27 protein-coding genes and 1 riboswitch are annotated in these 26,411 nt (G+C 41.3%); of the genes, 16 read left to right on the top strand and 11 right to left on the bottom strand.

Translation table 11 applies throughout. The features are described 5' to 3' along the window. Positions 1-102 precede the first annotated feature (102 nt). On the top strand, positions 103-873 hold the full coding sequence (locus FPL17_RS12865; protein WP_159885407.1) for a hypothetical protein: 771 nt from the start codon (positions 103-105) through the stop codon (positions 871-873). Positions 874-943: 70 nt separating this feature from the next. On the opposite strand, the gene thrC is transcribed toward FPL17_RS12865, so the two are convergent. The 4 genes from thrC to xerD form a co-directional block, all read right to left on the bottom strand. Beyond that, entirely contained in the window at positions 944-2,083 is a 1,140-nt protein-coding gene (gene thrC, locus FPL17_RS12860; protein WP_159885405.1) for a threonine synthase, read from the bottom strand. Positions 2,084-2,141: 58 nt separating this feature from the next. Continuing rightward, positions 2,142-3,443 carry a homoserine dehydrogenase gene (locus tag FPL17_RS12855; RefSeq protein WP_004802159.1) on the bottom strand — a complete coding sequence of 434 codons (1,302 nt, stop codon included), beginning with the start codon at positions 3,441-3,443 and terminating at the stop codon, positions 2,142-2,144. Between the two features lie 129 nt (positions 3,444-3,572). Next, on the bottom strand, positions 3,573-4,388 hold the full coding sequence (locus tag FPL17_RS12850) for a DsbC family protein (RefSeq protein ID WP_005191767.1): 816 nt from the start codon (positions 4,386-4,388) through the stop codon (positions 3,573-3,575). A gap of 133 nt (positions 4,389-4,521) precedes the next feature. Continuing rightward, positions 4,522-5,442 (bottom strand): site-specific tyrosine recombinase XerD, encoded by a 921-nt coding sequence (xerD, locus tag FPL17_RS12845; protein ID WP_159885403.1) that lies wholly within the window; start codon positions 5,440-5,442, stop codon positions 4,522-4,524. 205 nt (positions 5,443-5,647) lie between these two features. Between xerD and FPL17_RS12840 the strand changes: the two genes are divergently transcribed. From FPL17_RS12840 to ftsW, 6 genes are all read left to right on the top strand, one after another. After that, entirely contained in the window at positions 5,648-5,908 is a 261-nt protein-coding gene (locus tag FPL17_RS12840) for a FeoA family protein (RefSeq protein WP_005154750.1), read from the top strand. After that, entirely contained in the window at positions 5,905-7,758 is a 1,854-nt protein-coding gene (gene feoB / locus FPL17_RS12835) for a ferrous iron transporter B (RefSeq protein WP_078197347.1), read from the top strand. The genes FPL17_RS12840 and feoB overlap by 4 nt, the downstream gene beginning before the upstream one ends. Before the next feature lie 54 nt (positions 7,759-7,812). Continuing rightward, positions 7,813-8,064, top strand: a complete 252-nt coding sequence (locus FPL17_RS12830) for a DUF6587 family protein (protein WP_005191789.1) — start codon at positions 7,813-7,815, stop codon at positions 8,062-8,064. Positions 8,065-8,114: 50 nt separating this feature from the next. Then, positions 8,115-8,405: a hypothetical protein gene (locus tag FPL17_RS12825; protein ID WP_159885401.1), complete on the top strand. Its 291-nt coding sequence runs from the start codon at positions 8,115-8,117 to the stop codon at positions 8,403-8,405. A gap of 114 nt (positions 8,406-8,519) precedes the next feature. Continuing rightward, positions 8,520-9,878, top strand: a complete 1,359-nt coding sequence (gene murD, locus FPL17_RS12820; protein WP_159885399.1) for a UDP-N-acetylmuramoyl-L-alanine--D-glutamate ligase — start codon at positions 8,520-8,522, stop codon at positions 9,876-9,878. 10 nt (positions 9,879-9,888) lie between these two features. After that, positions 9,889-11,082 (top strand): putative lipid II flippase FtsW, encoded by a 1,194-nt coding sequence (ftsW, locus tag FPL17_RS12815; protein WP_005191820.1) that lies wholly within the window; start codon positions 9,889-9,891, stop codon positions 11,080-11,082. A 48-nt stretch (positions 11,083-11,130) separates the two neighbouring features. On the opposite strand, the gene gluQRS is transcribed toward ftsW, so the two are convergent. The 5 genes from gluQRS to thiC form a co-directional block, all read right to left on the bottom strand. Further along, positions 11,131-11,994 carry a tRNA glutamyl-Q(34) synthetase GluQRS gene (gene gluQRS, locus FPL17_RS12810; protein WP_159885397.1) on the bottom strand — a complete coding sequence of 288 codons (864 nt, stop codon included), beginning with the start codon at positions 11,992-11,994 and terminating at the stop codon, positions 11,131-11,133. Between the two features lie 99 nt (positions 11,995-12,093). Next, positions 12,094-12,627 (bottom strand): RNA polymerase-binding protein DksA, encoded by a 534-nt coding sequence (gene dksA, locus FPL17_RS12805; protein WP_005191824.1) that lies wholly within the window; start codon positions 12,625-12,627, stop codon positions 12,094-12,096. Positions 12,628-12,816: 189 nt separating this feature from the next. After that, complete coding sequence (gene cpdA, locus FPL17_RS12800; RefSeq protein WP_159885394.1) at positions 12,817-13,632, bottom strand: 3',5'-cyclic-AMP phosphodiesterase; 816 nt, start codon at positions 13,630-13,632, stop codon at positions 12,817-12,819. A gap of 22 nt (positions 13,633-13,654) precedes the next feature. Further along, positions 13,655-14,266 carry an NUDIX domain-containing protein gene (locus tag FPL17_RS12795; protein WP_159885392.1) on the bottom strand — a complete coding sequence of 204 codons (612 nt, stop codon included), beginning with the start codon at positions 14,264-14,266 and terminating at the stop codon, positions 13,655-13,657. Between the two features lie 75 nt (positions 14,267-14,341). Further along, positions 14,342-16,237: a phosphomethylpyrimidine synthase ThiC gene (thiC, locus tag FPL17_RS12790; protein WP_159885390.1), complete on the bottom strand. Its 1,896-nt coding sequence runs from the start codon at positions 16,235-16,237 to the stop codon at positions 14,342-14,344. Positions 16,238-16,322: 85 nt separating this feature from the next. Continuing rightward, positions 16,323-16,443, bottom strand: a riboswitch (TPP riboswitch). A 146-nt stretch (positions 16,444-16,589) separates the two neighbouring features. On the opposite strand from thiC, the gene phoU reads away from it, so the two are divergent. Continuing rightward, positions 16,590-17,312 carry a phosphate signaling complex protein PhoU gene (phoU, locus tag FPL17_RS12785; RefSeq protein ID WP_005191833.1) on the top strand — a complete coding sequence of 241 codons (723 nt, stop codon included), beginning with the start codon at positions 16,590-16,592 and terminating at the stop codon, positions 17,310-17,312. Between the two features lie 295 nt (positions 17,313-17,607). Here phoU and FPL17_RS12780 read toward each other — a convergent pair whose 3' ends face one another. Continuing rightward, on the bottom strand, positions 17,608-17,880 hold the full coding sequence (locus tag FPL17_RS12780; protein WP_004773983.1) for an oxidative damage protection protein: 273 nt from the start codon (positions 17,878-17,880) through the stop codon (positions 17,608-17,610). 49 nt (positions 17,881-17,929) lie between these two features. Beyond that, positions 17,930-19,360 (bottom strand): argininosuccinate lyase, encoded by a 1,431-nt coding sequence (gene argH / locus FPL17_RS12775; RefSeq protein WP_159885388.1) that lies wholly within the window; start codon positions 19,358-19,360, stop codon positions 17,930-17,932. On the opposite strand from argH, the gene FPL17_RS12770 reads away from it, so the two are divergent. The 8 genes from FPL17_RS12770 to FPL17_RS12735 all read left to right on the top strand — a co-directional run bounded on the left by FPL17_RS12770 (position 19,351) and on the right by FPL17_RS12735 (position 26,283). Next, complete coding sequence (locus FPL17_RS12770; protein WP_005191838.1) at positions 19,351-20,493, top strand: sensor histidine kinase; 1,143 nt, start codon at positions 19,351-19,353, stop codon at positions 20,491-20,493. The two genes, argH and FPL17_RS12770, sit on opposite strands and share 10 nt — an antisense overlap. Positions 20,494-20,550: 57 nt before the next feature. Next, on the top strand, positions 20,551-21,291 hold the full coding sequence (locus FPL17_RS12765; RefSeq protein WP_005191841.1) for a LytR/AlgR family response regulator transcription factor: 741 nt from the start codon (positions 20,551-20,553) through the stop codon (positions 21,289-21,291). Positions 21,292-21,402: 111 nt separating this feature from the next. Then, a complete protein-coding gene (hemC, locus tag FPL17_RS12760; protein ID WP_159885386.1) occupies positions 21,403-22,320 on the top strand; it encodes a hydroxymethylbilane synthase in 918 nt (305 codons plus the stop codon). Beyond that, on the top strand, positions 22,320-23,096 hold the full coding sequence (locus FPL17_RS12755) for a uroporphyrinogen-III synthase (protein ID WP_159885384.1): 777 nt from the start codon (positions 22,320-22,322) through the stop codon (positions 23,094-23,096). Before hemC ends, FPL17_RS12755 begins: the two co-directional genes overlap by 1 nt. After that, a complete protein-coding gene (locus FPL17_RS12750; RefSeq protein ID WP_159885382.1) occupies positions 23,093-23,920 on the top strand; it encodes a hypothetical protein in 828 nt (275 codons plus the stop codon). The genes FPL17_RS12755 and FPL17_RS12750 overlap by 4 nt, the downstream gene beginning before the upstream one ends. 6 nt (positions 23,921-23,926) lie before the next feature. Then, a complete protein-coding gene (locus tag FPL17_RS12745) occupies positions 23,927-25,120 on the top strand; it encodes a heme biosynthesis protein HemY (RefSeq protein ID WP_159885380.1) in 1,194 nt (397 codons plus the stop codon). An 8-nt stretch (positions 25,121-25,128) separates the two neighbouring features. Next, entirely contained in the window at positions 25,129-25,566 is a 438-nt protein-coding gene (locus tag FPL17_RS12740; protein WP_078197329.1) for an acyl-CoA thioesterase, read from the top strand. A gap of 390 nt (positions 25,567-25,956) precedes the next feature. Beyond that, positions 25,957-26,283 (top strand): H-NS histone family protein, encoded by a 327-nt coding sequence (locus FPL17_RS12735; RefSeq protein WP_005191849.1) that lies wholly within the window; start codon positions 25,957-25,959, stop codon positions 26,281-26,283. Positions 26,284-26,411 lie beyond the last annotated feature (128 nt).

Below are 26,411 nucleotides of genomic sequence, written 5' to 3'. Positions count from 1 at the left end.
ATTATGTGCAGGACAAAACACTTTCACAATTAATGTTATCGCCTTTAGCATTACATCAAATAAAACAAACAACTCAATCATAAATGAATTAAGGGGAACACCATGACGACTTACGTAATTCGTGCCAAATACTTTGGTTATAACGATGAAGTGTTTTATGTGGCAGGCAATCGTATTGCCAATATTTTTGAGGATAAAGCCCAAGCCGAAGCTGCATATAAAAAGCTTGAAATTGATGGGGCGAGAGATTTTGCCCTGTATGAAGTGGAATCCCTGTTTGATGCAGATGAAGTATTGCTAAAACAACTGGATGATTTTGTGTTTTCACGTTGTGGTGAGCATGTCTGTGAAGATGGGGATATTTCAGATGATGTATTACCTGAAAGCTTAAGCGATGAAGATACCTTTGAATTTATTCAATTGGCAGGAATGCAAAAATTTCAACTGGTACAGTTTGAACATGAGGCTCGATTTTATGCGCTTTGGTCAGTCAAAAAACAGAAATGGGTGGAAGAGCATGATGAGTTTTTTGCCAGTTTGGCTTATGCAGATCAACCTGAGCAATTAAAAACCAATGTTGGAACTATTTTTGCAGATTATGACTATGGTGATATTCAGCTTAAAGGCTCACTTGATGAGTTGTCTGATCAGCCTGTGCTCTTACAGGCAATGATCACAACGCAATCGGGTTTGAAATACGACCAGAAAAGCCAAATTTTAACGATTATGCAGGGGTGGGAAGAGGAAGCTTTATATGCGGTTAATCCCTTACTCAAACAACCATTATTTGAAATCAAAGAAATTGAGCTTGAAGAAATTCAGAGGATTGAAAAAGAATTAGCTGCACAATATAGCTATGATGATTACGAATAACTTTTTCTTTCTATGATTACGAATAAAAAAACCAGTTGCAGGCAACTGGTTTTTTTTGAAGAGTTTATACTTACATATTTGAAAGAATAGAATCTTTCACTTGATCCATAGTCGCGTCAATCGACAACATCACGGCATCAGCACATTGCTTGATTGCAGTGTCTGGGTCTTTTAAGCCATTGCCTGTCACTGTACATACAATCACAGAACCTTCAGCAATTTTACCTGCTTTAAGATCACGGATCGCACCACCAATAGATGCTGCTGACGCAGGTTCAACAAAGACACCTTCATACATTGAAAGCAAACGTTGCGCTTCTAGAATTTCAGCATCAGTCAGTTCATCAAACCAACCTTTAGAATCACGTACCACTGCTTTAGCATGGTTCCAGCTTTGTGGATTACCGATACGAATTGCTGTTGCAACAGTTTCTGGGTTCTCTACTGGCGCACCACGTAAGAATGGAGCAGCACCAGAAGCTTGATAACCGACCATTGTTGGTAAGCCTTCTGGTTTAGGACCAGTGAATTGATCTGTTGCAGCATCATAAATCACTTGTTCAAATTGATCTGTAGGTTGGTTTGCAACTGCTTCGGTATAGCCCATCCAGTGTGCTGTGATGTTACCAGCATTACCGACTGGTAAGCAGTGATAATCAGGAGCACGACCCAATGCTTCTACGATTTCATAAGCAATGGTTTTTTGACCTTGCAGACGGTATGGGTTGATTGAGTTTACAATCGTTACAGGTGCTTGATCTGCAACTTCTTTAACCAAACGCATGCCGTCATCGAAGTTACCACGGATTTGCATAGTGATCGCGCCGTACATCATTGCCTGCGCCATTTTACCCATAGCAATTTTGCCTTCTGGGATTAGAACAAACGCTTTGATGCCTGCACGTGCTGCATACGCTGCTGCCGCTGCAGAAGTATTACCTGTAGATGCACAGATAATTGCTTTAGAGCCTTCTTCAACTGCTTTGGTCACCGCCATGGTCATACCACGGTCTTTAAATGAACCAGTTGGATTCAGACCTTCGTATTTCACATAGATTTGGACGTTTTTGCCAATAATACGTGGAATGTTCTCTAGTTTAATCAGTGGGGTATTCCCTTCACCTAAAGAAATTGCGCGTGTAGTTGCAGACACAGGTAAACGGTCACGATAACGATCTACAAGACCAGTATAACGATTGGCATTCGACATGATGGTGTTCCAATATGAGGTAGAGCGGGTTGAGGGAAGTCATTTTCCCTCAACCTGATTAACTATCGAGCGATTCTAAACGAATTCTTACGATTTCGCCACGAATTGCAGGTAATGCTTGAATTTGTGCTAGTGCTTCATCCATTTTTGATTCAACGATCGGATCTGTTAAAATCACGATAGGAATCAAGTCTTTTAAGCGTGATTGCTGCATGATGGCATCAATACTAATGCCTGCACGGCTTAGAATCGTAGTGACATCAGCGAGTACGCCTGTTTGGTCTTCAGCATTGAGACGGATGTAGTAACCAGTGGTCATTTCTTCACGGCTCAAGATTGGCACGTTAGTCAATGCTTCAAAAGCAAGCTGAGGAATTGTTCCTGCGCCATCTTCGGTATATGAAATATCACGAACGATATCAATCACGTCAGCAACCACAGCAGAAGCGGTTGGACCTGCGCCTGCGCCAGCACCGTAATATAAAGTAGGACCAACTGCATTGGCCTGTACCAAGACTGCATTTTTAACGCCATTGACGTTAGCAATCAATTCTTCAGCAGGAATTAAAGTTGGATGTACACGTAACTCAATGCCTTTATCTGCGCGACGTGCGATACCTAAGTGCTTGATACGGAAACCAAGTTCTTCTGCATATTTCACATCTTGAGCAGTGATTTTGCTGATGCCTTCGGTATAGACCTTATTAAATTGCAATGGAATACCAAAAGCACATGACGCCAAAATTGTCAGCTTATGTGCAGCATCAATGCCTTCAACATCAAAGGTTGGATCAGCTTCAGCATAACCGAGTTCTTGCGCTTCTTTTAAAACGTCTTCAAAGGCACGGCCTTTTTCACGCATTTCAGTCAGAATGAAGTTACCTGTACCGTTAATGATGCCTGCAAGCCATTCAATATGGTTAGCAGCAAGACCTTCACGGATCACTTTAATGATTGGGATACCACCAGCAACAGCTGCTTCATAGGCAATCTGAACAGCATTGTCTTCAGCTGCTTTAAACAGTTCATTGCCATGTTCAGCCAGTAAAGCCTTGTTTGCAGTCACAACCTGTTTGCCATGTTTAATGGCTTCCATGATGACTTCATAAGCAGGATGAATACCACCCATGACTTCGACCACCATATCAACATCTGGTTGACGTACGATCTCCATCAAGTCATCGCTTTGTTTAATGCCTTCGAGTTGTAAATCTGGACGTGGACGGCGTGTGCCTACGTGTGTAATTTGAATTTCTCGACCGGTACGGCGTTTAATTTCCGCAGCATTTTCTTGTAGTAATTTAAGGGCTCCACCACCTACAGTACCAAGACCGAGTATCGCCAGACGAACTGGTTTCACGTCACACTCCATTATATTCAATCATTTTAATGAAGCTTGATCATAGCTAAAAAAATGCAGAGACACTAGGGCTAAGATCATCTTTAATCTGTCGCCCGAGTCTTTGTTATTTTGAAAGGGATTTTTAGCTTATTTGTTTAAGCGTTGAACAATTTCTTCAGGAGTCATGTAACCACCTAAATATTCACCTTCGACGTTATAAATCGCTGGTGTACCATTTACACCCATATTTAAACCCAATTGATATTGGTCACGTACTGGGTTCTTACATTCTGCTGCAGTCACAGGTTGGCCTTGAGTTGCTTGCTCAAATGCAGCTTTACGATCTTGGCTACACCAGATAGCCTGCATCGTTGGCATGAATTGTTCGCCACGTGGCCAAGCGATATAACGCACTTCAATCCCTTTGGCATTAATCTCTGCTAAGTGTTCATGCAGTTTATGGCAATAAGGGCAGCTTGAATCTGTGAAGACGTAAATGACATGCTTCGCCTTACCACCTTGCGCTGGATAAACGATGAGGTCTTCAGTTTTGAGTGAAGCTAGATGTTTTTTATTTTCGGTTGCTTGTAGAGCATCACTAACATTGTGCAGCTGCTTATCACCTAAACGCACCACATCACCTTGAATGATGTATTGACCATCAGCAGTGGCATAGACTGAACCCATCCCTTCAAGGCTAACCCAGTAAAGGTTTGGAACTTCAGTTTTTTTGATTACTAGAATTTTGGCATTGATGTTTGCTGTTTTAAAATGCTTTTCTAATGTTGAAACCAAGCGTTGTTGCGTATTGCGTTCATTTAATGTCGATGCTTCACCTGTCGCAGGTGCACTTGCTGTGAGTGCATCTTGTTTTTGTGCTGAATTTTCTTTTGAGCAAGCACTTACCAATAATGTTGATGCTAATGTACAAGCAATTACAAGCTGAGACCGAGTAAACAACATAGAGAACCTTTTTGTACGAATTCATTTGTATAAGGGGCTTAGCATAACAAAAAAAATGACTCACTTCGTTAAATCTTGCATAGGCTCTGTGAACGGAATCAAGTTTTAGCTGAATCCTAGATAAAAGGTGGTTTTAGCCTCTTGGATGGTATTTGCCATGTAATTCCTGCATCCGCTGCTGAGCCACATGGGTATAAATTTGCGTGGTAGATAGGTCACTATGCCCAAGCAGCATTTGTACCACACGTAAATCTGCACCGTGATTGAGTAAATGGGTGGCGAAAGCATGACGCAATGTATGGGGGGACAGCTCTGCTTGAATATTGGCCTGTAAGGCATAACGCTTAATTGCATACCAAAAATTCTGGCGACTCATAATACCGCCATGTTGGGTGAGAAACAAATAATCGGTGCTGCTCTTATACAATTGGGGGCGTGATTCAACTAAATATTTTTCAATCCAATCACAGGCAAACTGTCCGAGTGGAACAAGACGTTCTTTATTACCTTTGCCCGTAACACGCAGAAAACCCTGTTTTAAATTAATCAGCTCAAGTTTTAAGTTGAGTAATTCAGAAACACGCAGACCGCAGGCATACAGTACTTCGAGCATAGCGCGATCGCGTAGGCCTAAAGCAGTATTAATGTCAGGTGCATTGATCAAAGCCTCGACATCTTGTTCAGATAAGTCCTTGGGCAAGGCACGACCAATTTTAGGGGAGTGGTGAGTCGCAACAGGATTATCATCACGGAGCTTTTGCTCTCTTAAGAATTTATAAAACTGTCTGAGTGCGGATAAGCAACGGGCAATCGAACGAGGGCTTTTCCCTGCTTTGGTGAGGGCGATGAGAACATCAGCAATGTCATCACTGGACCATTCTGGCAATGCTGAACTTTGATGTAATTCACTACATTGAATCAGATCGGATAAATAAGCATTGCGTGTATGTGGACTGACTGTTTGTGCGACGAGATAATCTCGAAAACCTTGCAAAAAACCGAGCTGAGCTGGAATCGTAATAGCAGCGGGAATACGTGGCTTTTTATTTAGCATAATGGGCCTAAAACGATAATCTATGAAAAAAGTATATGTGCTTTTTAGTCGCGATATACCCTAATTTATCCTTAATTTCATTGCACTGTAAAAGAAAAAGGAATTGTTGTCGAACTGTCACAAAGCTAAATGCCACTGAGATTGTTTTTGGTAATTATTCTCATTTGCTTGTATACTATAATAAAGAGAGTAAAGGGTTAGAGCGGTGCGATTGTCAGCATTAAAAGTCAAGCAAATAGCGGTGATCACGAAAGTGAATCGCTTGGTCGATGAGACAGAACAGCCAGATTTAGTTGCAGTTCGTTTAGAAAGTTTAGGCTTTGTGCCTGGTACACAAGTGCAAGTGATTACCAAAGGTATTTTTGGTGGTGATCCGATTCTAATCCAGCTCGGTTTTACGCGTTTTGCGTTACGAAAAGCTGAAGCCGATAAAATTGAAATTCAACTTGAAGGAGCACCTGCATGAGTGATGCGTTACGTGTTGCCCTTGTGGGAAATCCAAACTGCGGTAAGACATCTTTATTTAACCATTTGACAGGTACACGCCAAAAAGTTGCGAACTATGCGGGTGTAACGGTTGAACGTAAGGTTGGACATTTTCAGCTTCCTTCTGGGAAAGCAGTACGTGTTTTGGATTTGCCAGGAACCTATAGTTTACAAGCAACCAGTCCAGATGAGGAAATTACCCGTGATGTTTGTCAAGGCAAAATTGCGGAAGAAGGGCAACAAGATGCTTTTCTGTGTGTGGTGGATGCAACCAACTTAAAACTACACCTTGGTTTGGTGTTGGAAATTATTGAGTTGGGTCGTCCGATCCTTGTTGTGTTGAACATGATGGATGAAGCACGTCGTCGTGGCATTCAGATCAATACGCAAAGATTATCAGAGCGTCTTGGTGTGCCTGTTGTTGAAACGGTGGCGGTACGTAATTCAGGTATTGAAAATCTGTTGCACGCATTGGATCAGGAAAAATATACGGTTCCACAAACAGAGCTGAGCGGCTTGAAAGGCGACCATCATCAGAAGATTGAAGTGATTTTCAAAGATGTGGTCAACTTTGTCGATCAAGAAGATAAACGTACCGATTTCCTCGACAAAATCTTCTTACACCCAGTCCTGGGTTTGCTTAGCCTTGCGATTATGATGTTTATCGTATTCCAAGCCGTGTTTGCTTGGGCTGCGCCGTTTATGGATGGCATTGAAACCTTCTTTGCATGGTTTGGTGAGAAACTCGGAGAGTATATCTCGCAACCTTTACTACATAGTTTGGTTGTTGATGGAATTATCGCGGGTGCGGGTAGTGTGGTTGTGTTCTTGCCACAAATTTTGATTTTATTCTTCTTTATTCTGGTTTTAGAAGAATCAGGTTATTTACCACGTGCAGCTTTCTTGCTTGATAAATTGATGTTTAAAGCAGGTTTAAGTGGCCGAGCGTTTATTCCATTACTTTCAAGCTTTGCCTGTGCAGTCCCTGGGATTATGGCAACACGTAGTATCAGTGACCCACGAGATCGTTTTACCACGATCATGGTTGCGCCATTGATGACCTGTTCTGCACGGTTACCTGTTTATGCCTTATTGATTGCTGCCTTTATTCCAAGTCAAACGGTCTGGGGCATTTTTAACCTACAAGGTTTGGTTTTATTTGGCTTGTACATGTCTGGTATTGTCAGCGCACTCTGTGTAGCGATCGTGATGAAATTTTTGCAAAAAGATAAGTCACAACATGCACTTTTGCTTGAGCTGCCAAGTTACCGTATTCCTGATCTGAGAAGCGTTGGAATTGGCTTATTAGATCGCGGTAAAATCTTCTTAAAACGTGTTGGTGGCATTATCTTTGCCTTGTCGATTTTACTTTGGTTCTTATGTACGTTCCCGCAAGCGCCAGAAGGGGCAACCTTACCGGATATTGATTACAGTTTTGCTGGGATGTTAGGACACTTGCTGCAACCGATTTTTGCACCTGTTGGTTTTAATTGGCAGATTGTGGTTGCGCTTATTCCTGCAATGGCAGCGCGTGAAGTCGTGGTTGCGGCTTTGGGTACGGTCTATGCTTTATCTGGTGCTGATGATGATGCAATCTCTCAGGGGCTTTCTCATTTGATTAGTGCCGATGGTACAGGTTGGTCATTGGCTACAGGTTTATCACTGTTGGTGTGGTTCATCTATGCACCGCATTGTTTGGCAACCTTGGCAACAGTACGTCGTGAGACAGGTTCATGGAAACATGTTGCTGCGATGACTGCGTATTTATTTGGTTTGGCATATTTAATGTCTTTCTTGACCTACCAAATTGCATCAAGCATTTGGGGCTAAGAAATCCCACCTCGCCACCCTTTAACAAGGGTGACAATTATTGGAGAGACGCTTATGTTTGAGTACTTGATTGTTGCTGTATTGGTGCTGTGGAGTGCTGTTGTAGTCTTTAAGAAGGTGTTCCCTCAAACAGCAAGTTCAGCATTTCTGAGTCTGTCAAATCTTTGTCAGCGTTTAGGTTGGCAACGCTTGGCAGTATGGTTAAAACCTAAAATGGCTGTCGGTTGCGGTGGTGGTTGTGGTTGTTCTACTGATGAAGCAGAGAACAAAAAAGCAGAACCTATTCAAACGGTCAAATGGCGTTAAAAAACAAAATTGCCCATCTTAAGATGGGCAATTTTTTGGAAAAGAAAAAAATGAATCTAACGGATACGATAGAGAAGACATCATTAAGCTTGAAGCACAAATTGATTTTATTGGGCTTTATACTGGTGATGACACTGCTTTATCTTTCTGCTTTATCTAAAGGTTTAAATATTTATAAAGAAACCCTCTCTTGGCTTATCTCATGTTTAATCTTGATTTATCTGTGGCTGAGACCAGAACTGATTGAACTTAAGATCAAACAATATGCCTTTAAGTCTGTAGATTGGCTAGGTGCTGTGATCTTGGTTTTATTGGGGATTAGCTTTTTTATACCTGTCTAAGCTTTTACGCACTGACACAAAAAAGATTGAATAAAACTAAAACTGAAAAAGCATTTAAAACAGTAAAGTGCTAACATTTTTGCCATTCTGTAATCTGCAAAAAATGGGGCGAAAATGTTAATACAACGTGGTGGATTAAAAGTTGTGGCTGGCTTGGGTATTTCCGGTGTGTCAGCAGTCAACTTTCTACATGAACAGGGCTACCAAGTTGCAGTAACAGACTCACGAGCAACCCCACCTGGACATGATCAGATTCCAGCAGGTGTGCGTACCAGTTTTGGTCAACTCGATACCGAACTTTTATTACAAGCAGAAGAAATTATTCTCAGTCCAGGGCTTGCACCTCAACTTCCAGAAATTCAACAGGCCGTTGAAAAAGGTATTCCAGTGGTTGGTGATATTCAATTATTACGCCGTGCGACTGAGGTGCCAATTATTGCGATTACAGGATCAAATGCAAAAAGTACCGTGACCACATTGATCGGCTTGATGGCACAAGAGGCTGGCAAAAATGTGGCTGTCGGTGGCAATTTAGGTCGTCCTGCATTAGATTTATTAAAAGATAAACCTGATCTGATTATTCTAGAATTATCGAGCTTTCAGCTTGAAACCACATCACATTTAAATGCAGAAGTTGCTGTGGTGTTGAATATGAGTGAAGATCACTTAGATCGTCATGGTGATATGCTGGGTTATCACAAAGCCAAACATCGTATTTTTCAGGGTGTGAGAAAAGTCGTATATAACCGTGATGACAATCTAAGCCGTCCATTGGTTCCAGATGTTACCCCAATGCAAAGTTTTGGTCTGAATGCACCTGATTTAAATCAATATGGTGTGTTGCGTGATGCCGACGGCAGCATGTGGTTAGCACGTGGAAGAGAGCGTTTACTGAGAACCTCTGAGATGTATATTCAAGGCATGCATAACGTCGCTAATGCATTGGCATGTTTGGCTTTGGGCGAAGCTGTTGGTTTGCCTACAGCTTCGATGTTTGAAACGCTTAAGCATTTTAAAGGCTTGGAACATCGTTGTGAGTATGTCGAAACGATTGATGGAGTACGCTATTACAATGATTCTAAAGGAACCAATGTCGGTGCGACGCTCGCTGCAATTGATGGCCTTGGTGCTGCAATTGAAGTGAATAAAGGTAAGTTAGCCTTGATCTTAGGTGGACAAGGCAAGGGGCAGGATTTCAAGCCGCTCCGTGATGCAATTCAAAAATATGTGAAATCAGTGATTCTCATTGGTGAAGATGCTGCGGTGATTGAACAGGCGATTCAAGGTACAACAGTTATTCAGCATGCAAACAGCCTAAAAGAAGCGGTCGAACTGGCTCAAAAAGCCACACAAGCGGAAGATGTTGTTTTACTTTCGCCAGCCTGTGCAAGCTTTGATATGTTTAAAAGCTACAATGATCGCGGGCATCAATTCGTGGCATGTGTAAATGCCTTGAACGAAAAGAAGAACTAGGAACAAGACTATGGCTGATTTAGCCCAAAATACGGTGCAAAAGATTTCGCAATTGCTGAATCGTTTACCCAAGCTTCCAGCAGAAATGACGGCACGAAATATCTTAATTTTTTGTGTGATTTCGTTGCTATGTTTTGGTTCAATCATGGTTGCATCGGCGTCAATGCCGTATGCGGAATACATCCATGAGAGTCCTTTTTACTTTTTGATTCGTCATGGTATTTCGATTGTGGTTGCTGCAGTGGTGGCATTTTTAACCTATCGGGTTTCATTGAATCTCTGGTTTAAAAATGCCTTCCCTTTATGGCTCATTACCATTGTATTGTTATTGGCGGTCTTGGTGGTCGGTTCCGAAGTCAATGGTGCGCATCGCTGGATTAAAGTGGGTGGTTTCACCTTGCAGCCAACGGAGATTGCCAAAATTGTCATGGCGATTTTCACTGCGGATTATGTGGTACGCCGTGCTAAAGAAGTCAGAACACATTGGAAAGGTTTACTACGTTTAAGTGGTGTCATGGCTTTAACGGTTGGTTTTATTGTTGCTGAGCCTGACTTGGGTGCAACAGTCGTTATCGTATTAATGATGGTTGGCGTATTCTTTCTGGCAGGGGCGCCAGCAACGCAGTTCTTGATTATGCTGGGTGCGATCTTTGCGGGTGTCAGTGCATTGATTATTTTCGAACCATTCCGTTTCCAGCGTTTGATTTCGTTTACTAACCCTTGGGCAGATCCATTGGGTGTGGGTTATCAGCTCTCCAATGCCTTGATGGCTTTTGGCCGTGGTGAGTGGTTTGGTACGGGCTTGGGGCACAGTGTACAGAAGCTGTCTTATTTACCTGAAGCGCATACCGACTTTATGTTGGCGGTATTAGGTGAAGAGTTCGGTTTCTTTGGCGTGTCTATCGTGATGATGCTGTCGTTTACTATGCTGGCGTGCTGTATTCGCATTGGTCATCGTGCTTTGCAACATAATTACTTGCGTGCAGGCTATTTAGCTTACGGAATTAGCATTATTTTTCTTATGCAGATTCTGGTGAATGCAGGTATGAATATGGGCTTAATGCCAACCAAAGGTTTGACCTTACCTTTCATTAGTTACGGTGGTACTTCCTTGATGATGTGTGCTGCGATGATTAGTTTGATCTTAAAAATTGATGCATCGACACAAGAGTTGAATCCATTGAAAGAAGAATCGAATTTCTAACTACATTTAAATTAACAGCCCTGACAATGTTCAGGGCTTTTTTATGATTTATTGAAAAGTTCCAGCTAAATGGATGCCGAGAGGGATCGAGTTTACATCCCATTGTTGCACCGCTTGTTGCAGCATGATGCGCGGTTGATCCAGTTCAACCTTGGATTGTCCTAAAGCCAAAATGGCTTGTTGTAGTAGTTCAGGTGCTTTGTTGATATCTAAGGCCTGTGCCAAATTTTGCTTAGACAGTTTTTGTCCTTGATCGTTCATGGCAAGTGGTAAATGCATATAGCTTAAACTTGGATAATCAAGCAAACAGCCCAACCAGATTTGTCGAGCAGTGTTATCGAGTAAATCCGCACCGCGTACTACATGCGTGATACCTTGTAGATAATCATCGACCACCACAGCCAGTTGATAGCTGATAATGCCATCACGACGCTTCAAGACAAAATCACCTAACTCATCTTGTAAGTTAGAACATTGTTGGCCTTGTAAACGGTCTTGAAAACAAATCAATTGATCTGCGACTTTTAGACGAATCGCCTGATTGGCAAAATCCAGATTCAGATTGCGACAGGTACCTGCATAGATGTGATTGGAGCCCAACATTTTCCGTGTGCATTGGCAAGCGTAAATGTCTTGTGATTGCTTGAGTTGCTCAAGCACTTGCTCATAAATATCTAAACGGTCTTTTTGGAAAATAATCTCCGCATCTGGTTCAAATTGAAATGCATCGATACAGGAGAGGATATGTGTTTCGCTATTGGGATAAATGCGGGGGATGTCGGTATCTTCAATTCGAACCAGCCATTGGCCGTGATTGGCTTTGGCATCGCAATAACTGGCAACTGCGGTGAGCAGAGAGCCAAAATGCAATGGGCCGGTTGGCGATGGGGCGAATCGTCCGATATAAGACATAAAGATTGAATGGTCGTGTGTTTTAATCCTCCCCCAGACCCCTCCTTTATAAAGGAGGGGAGTACTCCTCCCTTTGTAAAGGGAGGTTGGGAGGGATTATTAACCGTTGTTTTGCTTTTCTTTGATTTCAGCCAAAGTTTTGCAATCGATACAGAGTGTCGCAGTTGGACGAGCTTCTAAACGACGTAAACCGATTTCGATACCACAAGTTTCACAGAAACCATAGTCTTCGTTTTGAATTGCTTCGATCGATTGTTCGATTTTGCGAATGAGTTTGCGTTCACGATCACGTGTGCGTAATTCAATTGCAAATTCTTCTTCTTGCGTTGCTCGGTCGTTGACGTCAGGAAGCGCACTTGATTCGTCTTGCATCGTATTTAAAGTACGATCAACTTCAGACATTAATTCCGCTTTCCATGCATTTAAAATTTGGCGGAAATGCTCAAGTTGTCCTTCAGACATATATTCTTCATTTTTCTTTGGCTGATAAGGCGCAATTCCAAATAAGCTCGCAGTCGTACCACCTTCTGAAGCTTTAGGTTTGGTTTTACGTGTACGTTTCACAGCCAATTTTTGATCGTCGATCACGTCTGTTTGTTCGTCCAAGACTTGATTTTGGTTGTCATTCGCCATATAGGGCATTCCTCATCTTACACGTACTATCTATACGCAAAAAATATGGTGATATGCAAGTGTTTTTATAGAAACCTAAGATGGTTTTTTCCATCAAGGGTCGACATCATATAGAGTTTTTGGACAAGATGGTAGTCATTCCCGTCCAGATTTTGTGAGAAATCGACAATGTAATTTGTAATCAAAAGTTTAGTCATAGCCTAAAACTTCCGAACTGTTCATTCGCTGTGAAGTCGGAAGGCGATAGACCTGAGTTTCAAGTTCACCATTGGCTTTTAGGCGAATAAAACGGTAGCCAGGGTGTTCTTCATCCAAGGCAAATTTATCACTTTTGGGCTTGAACTGAATACAAGTGGATGGGGTCGATAAAAACTCAACACCTTGCCAAGTATTGATTGAGTCTTGATGCACATGACCACATACGATTGCTTTGACATTCGTAAAAGGTTGAATCGTTTCCAGCAAGTCGGATGAATTCTTGAGTTTATGCTGATCAATCCACGCAGATTGCATGGCAAATGGATGGTGATGACAAGCAATAATCACATGACGATCATGGTGTTGTGTCAGCAACTGGGTAAGCTGTTGTAATTGTACTTCAGCAATTTTTCCATCAATTCGCTTTGGCTGTGCACTATTGAGCAGGATAATGCACCATTGACCTAACTCAATTATCGTAGGTTGGGTCTGATCCGCCTCATGAAATGGAAAATGTGTTACATCGTCATGATTTCCTGGGGTTTGAAAAAAAGGGATTCCCAAGCTTTGCATGTGCTGTACATAGCGTTTATACGTCAAAGGTGTTGGCGATTGAGCTAAGTCACCTGTATGTACAATAAGGTCAATATGAGGATGTTGCTGGCGCATCAAGTCGATTACAGCATGAAAACTTTGTTCGGGTTGCATCCCGACAAACTCTAAATGTGGATACTCTAATAAATGTGTATCAGTAATCTGTATCATCACAAAATCTTGTTGCGATAATGATGAGACTTGGAAAGTCACCGTCTTTAGCCCCTTCAGATTTTTATCTTTGTTGTATGTGTTGAGACAACCACTGTAATGCCATGATTACAGGTGCATTTCTCAACCGCCCGTTAATTAACAATGCTTCTAATTCGGAATAGGCAAATAGATGAAGCTGAATATTTTCACCTTCATCTGGCATCCCAAAAACACCCCCGTCCTTTGGTAAATCAACTTCTGCAACATATAAGTGAAAAAATTCAGAACATGCACCAGCAGAAGGGTAGAAGCTAAATAAATGTTTTAATTCAGTGATCTCACAGCCAGACTCTTCTAAGCTTTCACGGCGAATACAACTTTCTGGAGATTCATCTCCATCGAGTACTCCTGCAATAACTTCAAGTTGCCATGGCGAAACTGGATCATTCAATGCACCGACACGAAATTGTTCAATCAATGCAAATCGTTGTTGTTGGTCATTATAAAGTAAAACGCCAGCAGCTTCTGGACGATGAACCAATTCACGCTGAATTAAAGGTGAGTAATCTTCTCGATGAAATAATCGATGTTTTAATCTCACTTTCTCAACTTGAATGAACCCCCGAAATAAAGGCTCTCGAGATTCTATCGTAACGTCGGTTGCTGAATAGCTGGCGTGGTCAAGAATAGTCATCTTCAATCAGGATGAGATTGTACATATCTCATCCTAACCGAGAATGATTCGCAGGAAAATCTTTTTTTAGTCGATTTACACCTTGTGGTACAATTTTTGACCATGTTCCTGATAAGCGGTTTTCATGGCATTGAGACCTGCTTCAACTTCTTTTTCAGCATTATTTGACTGCTTGGCATTGTGCTGGTTTTGCGCATAATCTCGCACATTCTGGGTGATTTTCATCGAACAGAATTTTGGACCGCACATTGAACAGAAATGCGCTGATTTATGCGCTTCTTTTGGAAGCGTTTCATCGTGCATGCTGCGTGCTGTGTCTGGGTCTAAGCTTAAATTGAATTGGTCATCCCAACGGAATTCAAAGCGTGCTTTAGATAGGGCATTGTCGCGGACTTGTGCACCTGGATGGCCTTTGGCTAAGTCAGCTGCATGTGCTGCAATCTTGTAGGTGATGATGCCATCTTTAACATCTTTTTTGTTTGGCAAGCCCAAATGCTCTTTCGGAGTAACGTAGCAAAGCATCGCTGTGCCATACCAGCCGATCATCGCAGCACCAATCGCCGAGGTGATATGATCATAACCCGGTGCGATATCCGTGGTGAGTGGCCCAAGTGTATAGAACGGTGCTTCTTTACAGACTTCGAGTTGAAGATCCATATTTTCTTTAATCATATGCATTGGCACGTGACCTGGGCCTTCGATCATGACTTGTACATCATGTTCCCAAGCACGATGGGTCAACTCACCCAGTGTTTTAAGTTCGCTAAATTGCGCTTCATCGTTGGCATCCTGTACGCAACCCGGGCGTAGACCATCACCTAAGCTAAATGACACGTCATAGGCCTTCATGATTTCGCAGATTTCATCAAAATGCGTGTATAAGAAGTTTTCTTCATGATGAGCCAAGCACCATTGCGCCATAATTGAACCGCCGCGAGAAACAATGCCCGTGAGACGATTTGCAGTCATAGGTACATAACGTAGTAATACACCTGCGTGAATGGTGAAATAGTCAACGCCTTGTTCAGCTTGTTCAATCAAGGTGTCTTTAAAGATTTCCCATGTTAGGTCTTCAGCTACACCATCGACTTTTTCCAGTGCCTGATAGATCGGTACAGTTCCGATTGGCACAGGTGAGTTACGGATAATCCATTCACGGGTTTCATGGATGTTCTTACCTGTTGATAAGTCCATGATGGTATCGGCACCCCAACGGGTTGCCCAAGTCATTTTTGCCACTTCTTCATCAATAGATGAACCAAGTGCAGAGTTCCCAATATTGGCATTAATCTTCACCAAAAAGTTACGCCCAATGATCATTGGTTCACATTCTGGGTGATTAATATTGGCTGGAATAATGGCACGACCTGCGGCAATTTCCTGACGTACAAATTCTGGGGTGATCTCTCTTAAATTTTGTGCACCAAAGTTTTGCCCTGGATGCTGACGCATATCCACATTTTCACGTTGGCGCTGGTTTTCACGAATGGCGATATATTCCATTTCAGGGGTAATAACACCTTGCTTGGCATAATGCATTTGCGTGACATTTTTGCCTGTTTGTGCGCGACGTGGGTTTTGAATGTGGGCAAAACGAATTTCAGCTGTACGAATATCTTTTAAACGTGCTTGACCAAACTCAGAACTAAGACCAGAAAGTACATCGGTATCTTGGCGTTCTTCAATCCATGTTTGACGCACTAAAGGTAAGCCTTTGTTTAGGTCAATTTGTACATTTGGATCGGTATATACGCCTGAAGTGTCATAGACCATGACAGGTGGATTGTGTTCACCACCTAAGCCAGTCGGCGTTTCGGTTAAGCTAATTTCGCGGAAGGGAACTTGGATATCAGGGCGAGAACCTTCAACATAGACTTTTCGAGATGCAGGTAATATTCGGGTTAAATCTTTTGCAGCTTGCTCATGTTGAGCAGAAATATCAGCAGGGGAAAGATTCGTTAATTGGTTCATGGCATGATCCTTATGTATGGCATTAACGAATCAAGCACGACCAAAAACCATGGCGGATTTATCTCTATGATAAATAGAAGCTAAGTTTTTTGCTGGGCTTGATTCCTACGCAGGTGTTAACCTGATCAGGTTCAACGGTACCTATCTTTAAATTGAGTAATTAAGATAATCTCAGCAGTTTGTTAACTGCGCTCCGTCAAGCTAGGCATTTAGCCTAACAGATTTTTTTATTTTTGTTGTATCAATTCGCACCAATCAACAAGACTGAATCCGTGCTATTGTCATAAAAGTTTCATCATTTCTATGTTTTAATCACCAATCATTTTTTCCATGTGTCTAGTGGAGGCATACTGTGAGCCCAAGCAATCCTGTGTTAAGTCATCATATTTCTTCACAATTTAATGAAGACTTGCAAGATGTGCACACCAAGTTTATGACCATGGGTGGATTAGTGGAGCAACAGGTCGCGAATGCGATTCATGCTTTATTAGACACAGATGCTAATTTAGCGATTGATGTACAGTTTAAAGATAATGCAGTGAACCAATTCGAGCGTGATATCGATGAAGGTTTGACATTGATTTTAGCGCGTCGTCATCCTGCAGCAATTGATTTGCGTATGGTCATTGCCATGAGCAAAGGTAATACAGACTTAGAGCGTATTGGCGATGAAGCAGCGAAAATTGCACGTATTGCGCAAAACCTGTGTGAAGAAGGTGAGTCACCGCGTGGTTATATGGAAACCCGTCATATCGGTAACCAAGTACGTGTCATGATTCATGATGCTTTGGATGCTTTCGCACGTTTAGATGTAGAACAAGCCTTGAAAGTGGTGATGGCTGATGTCGATATTGACCGTGAATATCAATCTGCAACTCGTACCTTAATGACCTATATGATTGAAGATCCGCGTCATATTTCACGTGTCATTAATGTGATGTGGGTACTGCGATCATTAGAGCGAATTGGTGATCACGCACGTAATATCTCAGAACAAGTCATTTATATGGCAAAGGGTACTGATGTGCGCCATACCAGTATTGAAGAAATTGAGCAGAAAGTGCATCAAAAATAATAGTAAAAGTAAAATAATCACTGGCCGCTCTAACTAGAGCGGCTTTTTATTTTGAGAACGCCGCAATAAAAAAATCCCAGACTTCGGGGGAAAGTCTGGGAGAGAAATATCATGCGTTACGTGAGATATCAACGTATCTCTTTGTCCTTCTGAATATAACTATAAACAGGGTACCTTAAAGTGTCATGTAGACAACTGTGTATACTCTGTAAGGCTTTATTACTTATGTAAATATCATGTAAAAAGAGAGCTAAAAAACAGCTCTCTTTTTAACAGTGGGGTGAGACAAAACGACTTATTTTTGTTCAGTCCAACCTTCCGCTTTTTCTACACTTTCATCGTTATTAAAGAACTTCTCACGTTGCTCTTCGAGGAACTTCTTCGCATCAGGTTCAAACACATTCAAACGTTTTTCATTAATGAGCGTGGTTTGGTGTTTTAACCATTCCTGCCATGCCTGCTTTGAAACAGTTTCAAAGAATTCTTGGCCTTTGGCGCCTGGAAATGGCGCAAAGTCTAAGCCTTCAAGCTCTTGTTTATATTTGCGGCAAAATACTTGTCTAGTCATTATGGCATCCAGTGAAAGTCCCTCTTTGTAAAAGAGGGATATAGAGAGATTAATATAACTGTTCTAGGCGAGTGTGCGCACGGGCAATCGCAGCTTCAACTTGTTTTGGTGAAGTGCCACCAATATGGTCACGAGCATTCACAGAAGCTTCTAAAGTCAATGCTTTGTCAAATACATCGGCTGTGATCAAATCAGAGAACTGTTGCAGTTGTTCAAGCGTCAATTCTGATAAATCTTTTTCTTCTGCAACGCCTAAAGCCACGGCTTTACCAACAATTTCATGGGCATCACGGAAAGCAACGCCTTTTTTGACGAGGTAGTCTGCAAGATCGGTTGCAGTAGAGAAACCACGTAAAGCTGCTTCACGCATAATCTCGATATTTGGCACTAAGGCTGGAACCATATCGGCAAATGCCATCAATGAACCACGAACGGTATCAATTGCATCAAACAAAGGTTCTTTGTCTTCTTGATTGTCTTTGTTATAAGCCAATGGTTGGCCTTTCATTAAGGTTAATAGACTAATTAAGTCACCAAAAACACGACCTGACTTACCACGTACTAGTTCAGGTACGTCTGGGTTTTTCTTCTGTGGCATGATGGATGAGCCTGTGCAGAAGCGATCTGGAATATTCACGAACTTGAATTGTGCCGAAGTCCATAAAATAAGTTCTTCAGACATACGTGATAAATGCATCATGATCAAAGACGCGGCTGCATTAAATTCAATCGCAAAATCACGATCAGAAACTGCATCTAATGAGTTTTCTGATACAGCTTCAAAGCCAAGGAGTTCTGCTGTGTAAACACGATCAATCGGATAGGTTGTTCCAGCTAACGCTGCTGAACCGAGTGGCATACGATTCACACGTTTACGACAGTCTTGTAGACGCTCTGTATCACGGACTAACATCTCAAACCATGCTAATAGGTGATGACCAAAGGTCACCGGTTGAGCTGTTTGTAGATGAGTGAAACCTGGCATAATCGTGTTGGTGTTTTTACTTGCCAAACTGAGTAAGCCTTTTTGTAAACGCAGTAATAAACCTAAGATGTCATCAATTTCATCACGCAAATATAAGCGGATGTCAGTTGCAACTTGGTCATTACGGCTACGGCCTGTATGTAATTTTTTACCTGTAATGCCGATACGTTGAGTCAAACGAGACTCAATGTTCATGTGCACATCTTCTAAATCAATACGCCATTCAAAGTTGCCAGCTTCAATTTCAGCTTGAATAGTGCTTAAGCCTTGGATAATGTCATCACGTTCAGCTTCAGTGAGGACGCCAACTTTGGCAAGCATGGTTGCATGTGCGATTGAACCTGCAATATCTTGTTTATAAAAACGTTGGTCAAATTGCACAGATGCGGTAAATTCTGCAACAAAAGCATCAGTTGCTTCAGAGAAGCGACCACCCCACATTCCAGAGGTTTGATTTGGGCTTGCTGCAGAAGAGGATTGAGAAGATGTGGTCATGGCGGCTCAGCAAAATAAAAAAGAGTATAGCAAATCCAAACACAGTTGCCGAAACTCGACGTAAGAAGTTATCGCAAACTCGTCAGGGAAATCCAACAGGCTCCTATTTTTTTACGAAAATTGGGCAATGGCAATACTTATTAGAACTAATTGTTGCAAGTAATGTTTTGGCGATGGTGTTGGCTTTGGCTGAAGCCCGCTCATGGCAAGCCTTAGAGGGCTTTCGTGTGCTGCAATATATGGTTTTTATTAATTGGGTGATTTTATCATTTGCGGCACTGGTTGATTACTTTCAAGGTTTTTTTGCCAAGTTTAGTCAGAAAGTGGCATTAATCTTCGGTTTTATTTTACTTCAATTGATTGTTTTATTGACCACCTGCGCGGTCAATGTTATTCAGTATTGGGCAGCACGTTCAGGTACATTTAGTGAAGAGTTGCTGTTTCATGGGACAAGTCTGCATCTAGGTTATGGCGTTTTACTCGGTGCATTCTGTTTGCGTTATTTATATATGCGCGAACAATGGATGAGCCAGCAATACAGTGAACTGAATGCGCGGATTCAGGCGATGCAAGCACGAATTCATCCACATTTCTTATTTAATAGTATGAATAGTGTGGTGAGTTTAATTGCGATTGATCCTGAAAAAGCTGAAAATATGTTGATTAATCTGTCGCGCTTATTCCGAGCCAGCTTTCAAGAGCTGAAATTGGTGAGTCTGGCAGAGGAAATTGACTTATGTCAGCAATATTTAAGTATAGAAAAGATGCGTTTAGGCGAGCGTTTAAATGTAGAATGGAACATACAGGCGACACCAATTGAATTAAAACGAGTGACGATTCCGTTATTAACGTTGCAACCTTTGCTTGAGAATAGTATTTTTCATGGGGTGGAAAAAATTTTGCAGCCATCAACCATTAGCGTATTGGTTGAAATATTGCAAAATCAAGTCAGTATAGTCATTACCAACCCTTATTCTCACGATACAATAAAATCGAGACAGGGAAATGGTATTGCGATAGACAATGTGAAGCAGCGCTTGAAAGCTTATTATGGGCCAACAGTGAAGTTTCAGATTTATGGGGGAGCGTCGTTATATACGACGGTGGTGAGCTACCACTATCGAGTAAAATAATAAGTCAAGTTAACCATAAAAAATATGGATGAAGTTAACGGTGACAAGGAGGAGAGGATGAGAGTTCTGATTGCTGATGATGAGCCTCTCGCTGTAGAGCGTTTGTCACGTTTAGTGACCCAGATGGGACACGAAGTCATTGCGACGGCGCATCATGGTCAGGATGTGTTAAATCATATTGAAAACGACTCACCTGATGTCGTTTTATTAGATATTCAAATGCCAGGAATGAATGGTTTGGAATGTGCTGAGCAACTCAGTCAGCTCAATCCTAGACCTGCGATTATTTTTTGTACGGCATATGATCAACATGCATTGGAAGCATTTAAATTTCAAGCACAAGGATACTTACTTAAACCTGTTGCACAACAAGATTTACAACAGGTGTTTAATCATTTAACTCACCTTACACAAGCACAAATGACTGGTTTAAAACAACAAGACGATATGTACGATACCAAAACACAACGCCATCAAATTGCTGCGAAAACATATCGCGGGGTAGAACTGATTCCATTGGAAAATGTTTATTATTTTTTAGCAGATCAGAAATATGTCACCGTTCGCCATAAAAATGGCAGTGTGCTAATTGATGAAACACTGAAAGATTTGGAATTGGAATTCGCAGATCGCTTTATCCGTATCCATCGTAATGCCTTGGTCTCATTAGACTATCTTGAAGGGCTGGAATTGGTCGCCGCAGGGCAATATCAGGTACGTCTGCGTGAACTGGAGGAGCGATTATCGGTCAGCCGTCGCCACTTGCCGAGTTTAAGAGAGTGTATGCATCAATTATAAAACCCAGCTTTTTAGCTGAATGATTGATCACTTTATGAATTTTTGCTTGCAATTTCAGGTGATCAAGTTAAGTTTGGAACAATTGCTTTGATCAATACTTAACTTGAATTTATGAAAACCTTAAAAATTGCGACTCGACAAAGCCCTCTTGCACTTTGGCAGGCAGAACATATTCGTTCTCGTTTAAATGTGCTTTATCCAGATTTAACGGTTGAATTGGTTAAGTTTGTCACCCAAGGCGACAAGATTTTAGATACACCGTTAGCCAAAATTGGTGGTAAAGGTTTATTCGTAAAAGAGCTAGAAGCGGCATTGCTGGATGGTCGTGCGGATTTGGCTGTGCATTCAATGAAAGATGTGCCGATGCATTTGCCTGAAGGTTTAAGCTTGGCCGTGATCTGTGAGCGTGAAGATCCTCTAGATGCTTTTGTCTCAAATCAATACTCGCATTTTGATGAGCTGCCACAAGGTGCGAAAGTAGGTACATCGAGCCTACGCCGTAAGTGTCAAATTTTACAGCTCCGCCCTGATTTAGAAATTGTCGATTTACGTGGAAATGTGGGGACACGTTTATCCAAGCTAGATGATGGTTTATATGATGCGATCATCTTGGCCAGTGCTGGTTTAAAACGGTTAGGTCTCGTGGATCGAATTCGTCATTGCTTAACACCTGTTGTAAGTTTACCCGCGGTGGGGCAAGGTGCACTTGGTTTAGAGTGTCGTACGGATGATGTGGAATTATTAAAACTGATCCAACCGTTACAACATGAAGAAACCTCGATTTGTGTGCGTGCAGAACGTGCCTTTAACGCCTATCTTGAAGGCGGTTGCCAAGTGCCGATTGCTGGTTATGCGATTTTGGCCAATGATCAATTACACATTGAAGGGCGTGTTGGCAGTGTAGATGGCAAGACCTTGTTGAAAGAGCAATTGGTTGGTGCAACAGTCGATGCTGAGCAACTGGGTGAACAGCTTGCTCAGCGATTGCTAGCGCAGGGTGCGGGTGAATTGCTCAAAGCGTTGTATTAATGCTGTTTATTAATACACGTCCTGATGACCGTGCTTCTGTTTTAACTCAAGCATTGAGCGAGGCGGGTTATCAGGTTGAAGCATTACCTTTGCTTGAATTGGTTGCAGAGCCTTTTTCTGAAGCTTTGCAACAACTTTACTTAGCCTTGGCTGAGACTCAAGTAATCGTAGTGGTTAGCCCGACTGCCGTTGACATTGGAATACGTTATTTGCAGCAAGCGGGATTGCAACTAGATCAGCTTAAACATATTCAATGGGTTGCGGTGGGACAAGCTACGGCAAAGGCTTTAGCCCAATTTAAAATAGCAAGTGTTGTTCCTGAGGTAGAAACTTCCGAGGGTATGCTGGAGCTTCCCCTCCTAAAACAGCAGATGCATTTAAAGAAAATTGCATTTTGGCGTGGTTTGGGAGGGCGGCAGTTTATGATGCAGCAATTGCAGCAACAAGGTGTTGATATTCTGAATTTTGTGCTCTATCGCCGCCAATGCCCAGAACAAAGTTTTACCAAATTTCCTGAAATTGTAAAAAAAATAAGTTTAAATCAACCTGTTGCAGTGTTGATCAGTAGTGAAGCGAGTTGGAACTATTGGCAACAGCTATGTGGTCAGCGTCCATGTGAAGCAGCGTGGGTTTATTTGGTTTTAGGGTCACGTTTGGCCCAGATTCTGAGACAGGTGCGGGATCAGACTGCTCAAGGATTTAACATTATTCAGCTTGAAAATTTATCTGCATCAGAGATCATTCAACGCATGAGTGATTGGCAAGGACATGTATGAGAAAAATTGGTTATTTAATATTAGGATTGAGTTTATTGTGGTTAGCTAAACTCAGTTACGATGTTGCGCAATATTCTCAAACTGTACCCCAATTGCAACAGCAATTAGATCAAACCGAGCAGCGTTATGCTTTATTGAATGATCAGTTCGTTGCCGTACAACGCCAGTTGCAAAATACCAGCCCAGTAGAACCTACGGATAGTGTTGCCATCCCAACTACGGTAACGGGGATTGCGCCAGTTGTTTTGATTAAGCAGCAAGTGCAATTGGTGCAGTTTGCGCTGGATCAGCAACAATTTATTTATGCATTAGATCAATTGAATCAAGTCCAACAGCATGTTGTGCAATCGGCAGTCTCTCCCGCATTGCAGCATAGTCTGGTGAAATCGATTGAGCAGGATAAACAAATCATTCAGCAATATGTTTTAAGCCAAACACAACAGCAACAACAACTCGATAATTTATTGCAGCAACTGGATCAAAAGATTCAACAAGAAATTCAGAACCCAAAACTCAGCATAGCAAACAATGAAAGCAGATCTTGGTGGCATTGGTTTAAATTGGAAAAAGTCCAACGCAATTCTCCAGATTTACTGAGTCGTAATATCACTTTAAAAGAAGCTCAATTACGCTTATTGCTTGCTTCTCAGGCATTACAGCAAGGTCAGTTAGTTGAATATCGAAAATCGATTTTGGAAGTCATGCAGTTATTTGCTGAATTGCCTGATCAAGCTAGCCAACAGATGAAACAGAAATTAGAGAAAATTGTAAATTTACCGGCAGTGCCTACACCAAAACTAACCACACTGGGTTTATTGGGGTAACGCATAATGAAATATTTGCTGCTCGCTTATTTGCTTGTAAGTTTGGTGCTATTCGCACTGTTTGCTGTGTTGAGTTATGGCTATGGAAATGGCTATGTTTATATTTACTGGCGAGACTGGCAGTTTCAAAGTGGTGTTTGGGGGCTGATTGCACTTTTTATTGTGATTAGTTTACTCGCACAATCAGCATGGTTACTTGGTAAACGTTATCTTGCCCGAGAGCAGCGTAAAAAAGAGACGATTTTACATTTTAAAGATTTACACCCTTATGAGCAGCTCGGCATTGTTTGGTTACTGGAAGCTGCGAAAGATCAACAAGTTTTTATTGAGCGTGTTTTTACCCAATCGGGATTACTGAATAATATTATTGATGCGCAGTTTGATTATAAGAATGGTGATTATGAAACAGCATTACAGAGCTTAGAAAGCTCTGCACCGATGGCATTTGAACTGGCTGAGTTGCAACGCATTGATATTTATTTGGAGCAGCAACAGACTGAAAAAGCACTTACACATTTAGAGTTTCTTGCTCAACATCAGCTTTCTCCTTGGTTGACTGAAATTGAAACTGCTTATCAGCAACGTATCACTGCTTTGTGGGGCAAGCTTGCCTTACAAAAACCGTGGCTATTCCTACAAGCGATTCAATTTGGTTTGTTGGATGCAGAGCATCGTGATTTATGGCTGCAGCAGTTATTAATACAATTTGAACATGCTTCGGTGGATGATCTCTCTGCTTTACAGCAACGTTACTTGGCTTTGCAAAGCGAAATACAGGATCGACCTTATAGCAGTAAAGTCCTTTGGTTAAAGTTGCTGGCGCGTATGCCAGAAATGAGTTTACAGCATGAAGATTTGGCCTTGCATTTATTGCAAGAGCAGTTTGATCCAGAAGTATTTTATCTGTGGTTCCAACAACAGTTATTAAAGCAAATTCCAGATTATACCTATGTTGAACAGCGGATTATGCAGCTTGAGCAGCGCTATACCAGTGTTCCGATGTTAACCTTTGCTAAATGGCATATTTATGTGGCCACACAGCGTCAGCAAGAAGCCGAACAGCTATTAACTCTATACCCAGATAACATTTTAATGAGTTATTTAAGGATTAAATCTACATTAGGTGATAATCCTGATTTAATCAGGCAGTTAAATTTAATATTTGAAAATGATGTGAATTTTCTTAACTTTAAGATATGAGTGTAAATATGAAAGAACTGTCTGTCTATCCTGTGGTACATAAGCAAGCAGTAGCGTGGGGAGATATGGATGCTTTCGGGCATGTTAATAATGTGCAGTATTATCGTTATATGGAAAGTGCACGAATTGCCTATTTAATGGCATTAAATATCTTTGATCAGGATATATTGACGGTGGTGGCTTCCAGTCAATGTAAGTATTTAAGTCCTGTATTCTATCCCGATGTGCTGCATGTTGGTGCGCGAATTGAGGAGTTACGCAATAGTGCTTTTCGTATGCATTATGTTTTGTGGAGTGAAACACAACAACAAATGATAGCGACCGGTGAAGCGGTCATGGTCTGTGTCGATAAAGAAACATCGGGGAAATTGAATATCCCCGAAGTGATTAGACAGAAAATTATTCAACTGGAACAAAGTGTGGGGCACGATTTAATATCTAACTAATTATTATAAAGACGATTATGTCTATTTTTGTTTGATTATATAGTGAAATTATATAATAAGGTTCAAATACCGAGGTCACATATGTTGAAGGTATTTGAACCAAATTAGCGTCAATAAAATTAGATTTTTTTAGATAAAATTAAGAATAAGTTAATATAAATGTGTTGTTTGCTCTGTTCAGATATTGCCTTTACAGAATATGTTTTTATATAACAGGTCTACTTTTTAAGGTTTATTGTAAACAAAATGCTATTTTGCACCTGATATACGATTAACTGGGGTATTCTTATATTGATTATTTAATCATTTATAAATTAATATTGAATCGAATTTTAAATTCATTTTATTTTTTGAGTGATATATTTCCCCTATTAAGTCGGAGTGGTTCTAATGAAACCAGATATTAGCGATTTATCTGTAGAAGATTTAAAGCGTTTACAAGCAGAAGCGGAAGCTTTAATTGCAAGTAAAAAAGATCAAGCAATCGAAGATGCATATAATCAAATTATTGCAATTGCAGATGCGATTGGTTTTAGCGTTGAAGAATTATTGGAAGTTGGCGAGCAAAAGCGTAAGAAAACAACGCGTAAAGCAGTAGAGCCACGCTACCGTAATAAAAGCAATGCTGAAGAAACTTGGACTGGTCGTGGTAAACAACCACGTTGGTTAGTTGCTGAATTAGAAAAAGGTGCAAAACTTGAAGATTTCTTAATCTAAGCAAGTTTTAAAGTCATCGTTTTGTCATACGACGACTTTATCCTTTATTAAAAGCCAAGCTCAAAAAGCTTGGTTTTTTTATATGAGAGAATTGGCGATGTTGAAAAAGTATGCATAATGTCATTCAG

The organism is Acinetobacter dispersus (assembly GCF_009884975.1).
GTDB lineage: Bacteria > Pseudomonadota > Gammaproteobacteria > Pseudomonadales > Moraxellaceae > Acinetobacter > Acinetobacter dispersus.
The sequence above is the reverse complement of the archived record's forward strand: the minus strand, read 5'-3'. Positions and strand labels throughout refer to the sequence as shown.

Excerpts from the sequence above, each read along its gene's own strand:
- FPL17_RS12865 (WP_159885407.1), top strand. The coding sequence starts at position 103 with ATGACGACTTACGTAATTCGTGCCAAATACTTTGGTTATAACGATGAA.
- thrC (WP_159885405.1), bottom strand. The coding sequence starts at position 2,083 with ATGTCGAATGCCAATCGTTATACTGGTCTTGTAGATCGTTATCGTGAC.
- FPL17_RS12850 (WP_005191767.1), bottom strand. The coding sequence starts at position 4,388 with ATGTTGTTTACTCGGTCTCAGCTTGTAATTGCTTGTACATTAGCATCA.
- xerD (WP_159885403.1), bottom strand. The coding sequence starts at position 5,442 with ATGCTAAATAAAAAGCCACGTATTCCCGCTGCTATTACGATTCCAGCT.
- feoB (WP_078197347.1), top strand. The coding sequence starts at position 5,905 with ATGAGTGATGCGTTACGTGTTGCCCTTGTGGGAAATCCAAACTGCGGT.
- FPL17_RS12830 (WP_005191789.1), top strand. The coding sequence starts at position 7,813 with ATGTTTGAGTACTTGATTGTTGCTGTATTGGTGCTGTGGAGTGCTGTT.
- FPL17_RS12825 (WP_159885401.1), top strand. The coding sequence starts at position 8,115 with ATGAATCTAACGGATACGATAGAGAAGACATCATTAAGCTTGAAGCAC.
- murD (WP_159885399.1), top strand. The coding sequence starts at position 8,520 with ATGTTAATACAACGTGGTGGATTAAAAGTTGTGGCTGGCTTGGGTATT.
- ftsW (WP_005191820.1), top strand. The coding sequence starts at position 9,889 with ATGGCTGATTTAGCCCAAAATACGGTGCAAAAGATTTCGCAATTGCTG.
- gluQRS (WP_159885397.1), bottom strand. The coding sequence starts at position 11,994 with ATGTCTTATATCGGACGATTCGCCCCATCGCCAACCGGCCCATTGCAT.
- dksA (WP_005191824.1), bottom strand. The coding sequence starts at position 12,627 with ATGGCGAATGACAACCAAAATCAAGTCTTGGACGAACAAACAGACGTG.
- FPL17_RS12795 (WP_159885392.1), bottom strand. The coding sequence starts at position 14,266 with ATGACTATTCTTGACCACGCCAGCTATTCAGCAACCGACGTTACGATA.
- thiC (WP_159885390.1), bottom strand. The coding sequence starts at position 16,237 with ATGAACCAATTAACGAATCTTTCCCCTGCTGATATTTCTGCTCAACAT.
- FPL17_RS12780 (WP_004773983.1), bottom strand. The coding sequence starts at position 17,880 with ATGACTAGACAAGTATTTTGCCGCAAATATAAACAAGAGCTTGAAGGC.
- FPL17_RS12770 (WP_005191838.1), top strand. The coding sequence starts at position 19,351 with ATGTGGTCATGGCGGCTCAGCAAAATAAAAAAGAGTATAGCAAATCCA.
- argH (WP_159885388.1), bottom strand. The coding sequence starts at position 19,360 with ATGACCACATCTTCTCAATCCTCTTCTGCAGCAAGCCCAAATCAAACC.
- FPL17_RS12765 (WP_005191841.1), top strand. The coding sequence starts at position 20,551 with ATGAGAGTTCTGATTGCTGATGATGAGCCTCTCGCTGTAGAGCGTTTG.
- hemC (WP_159885386.1), top strand. The coding sequence starts at position 21,403 with ATGAAAACCTTAAAAATTGCGACTCGACAAAGCCCTCTTGCACTTTGG.
- FPL17_RS12755 (WP_159885384.1), top strand. The coding sequence starts at position 22,320 with ATGCTGTTTATTAATACACGTCCTGATGACCGTGCTTCTGTTTTAACT.
- FPL17_RS12750 (WP_159885382.1), top strand. The coding sequence starts at position 23,093 with ATGAGAAAAATTGGTTATTTAATATTAGGATTGAGTTTATTGTGGTTA.
- FPL17_RS12745 (WP_159885380.1), top strand. The coding sequence starts at position 23,927 with ATGAAATATTTGCTGCTCGCTTATTTGCTTGTAAGTTTGGTGCTATTC.
- FPL17_RS12740 (WP_078197329.1), top strand. The coding sequence starts at position 25,129 with ATGAAAGAACTGTCTGTCTATCCTGTGGTACATAAGCAAGCAGTAGCG.
- FPL17_RS12735 (WP_005191849.1), top strand. The coding sequence starts at position 25,957 with ATGAAACCAGATATTAGCGATTTATCTGTAGAAGATTTAAAGCGTTTA.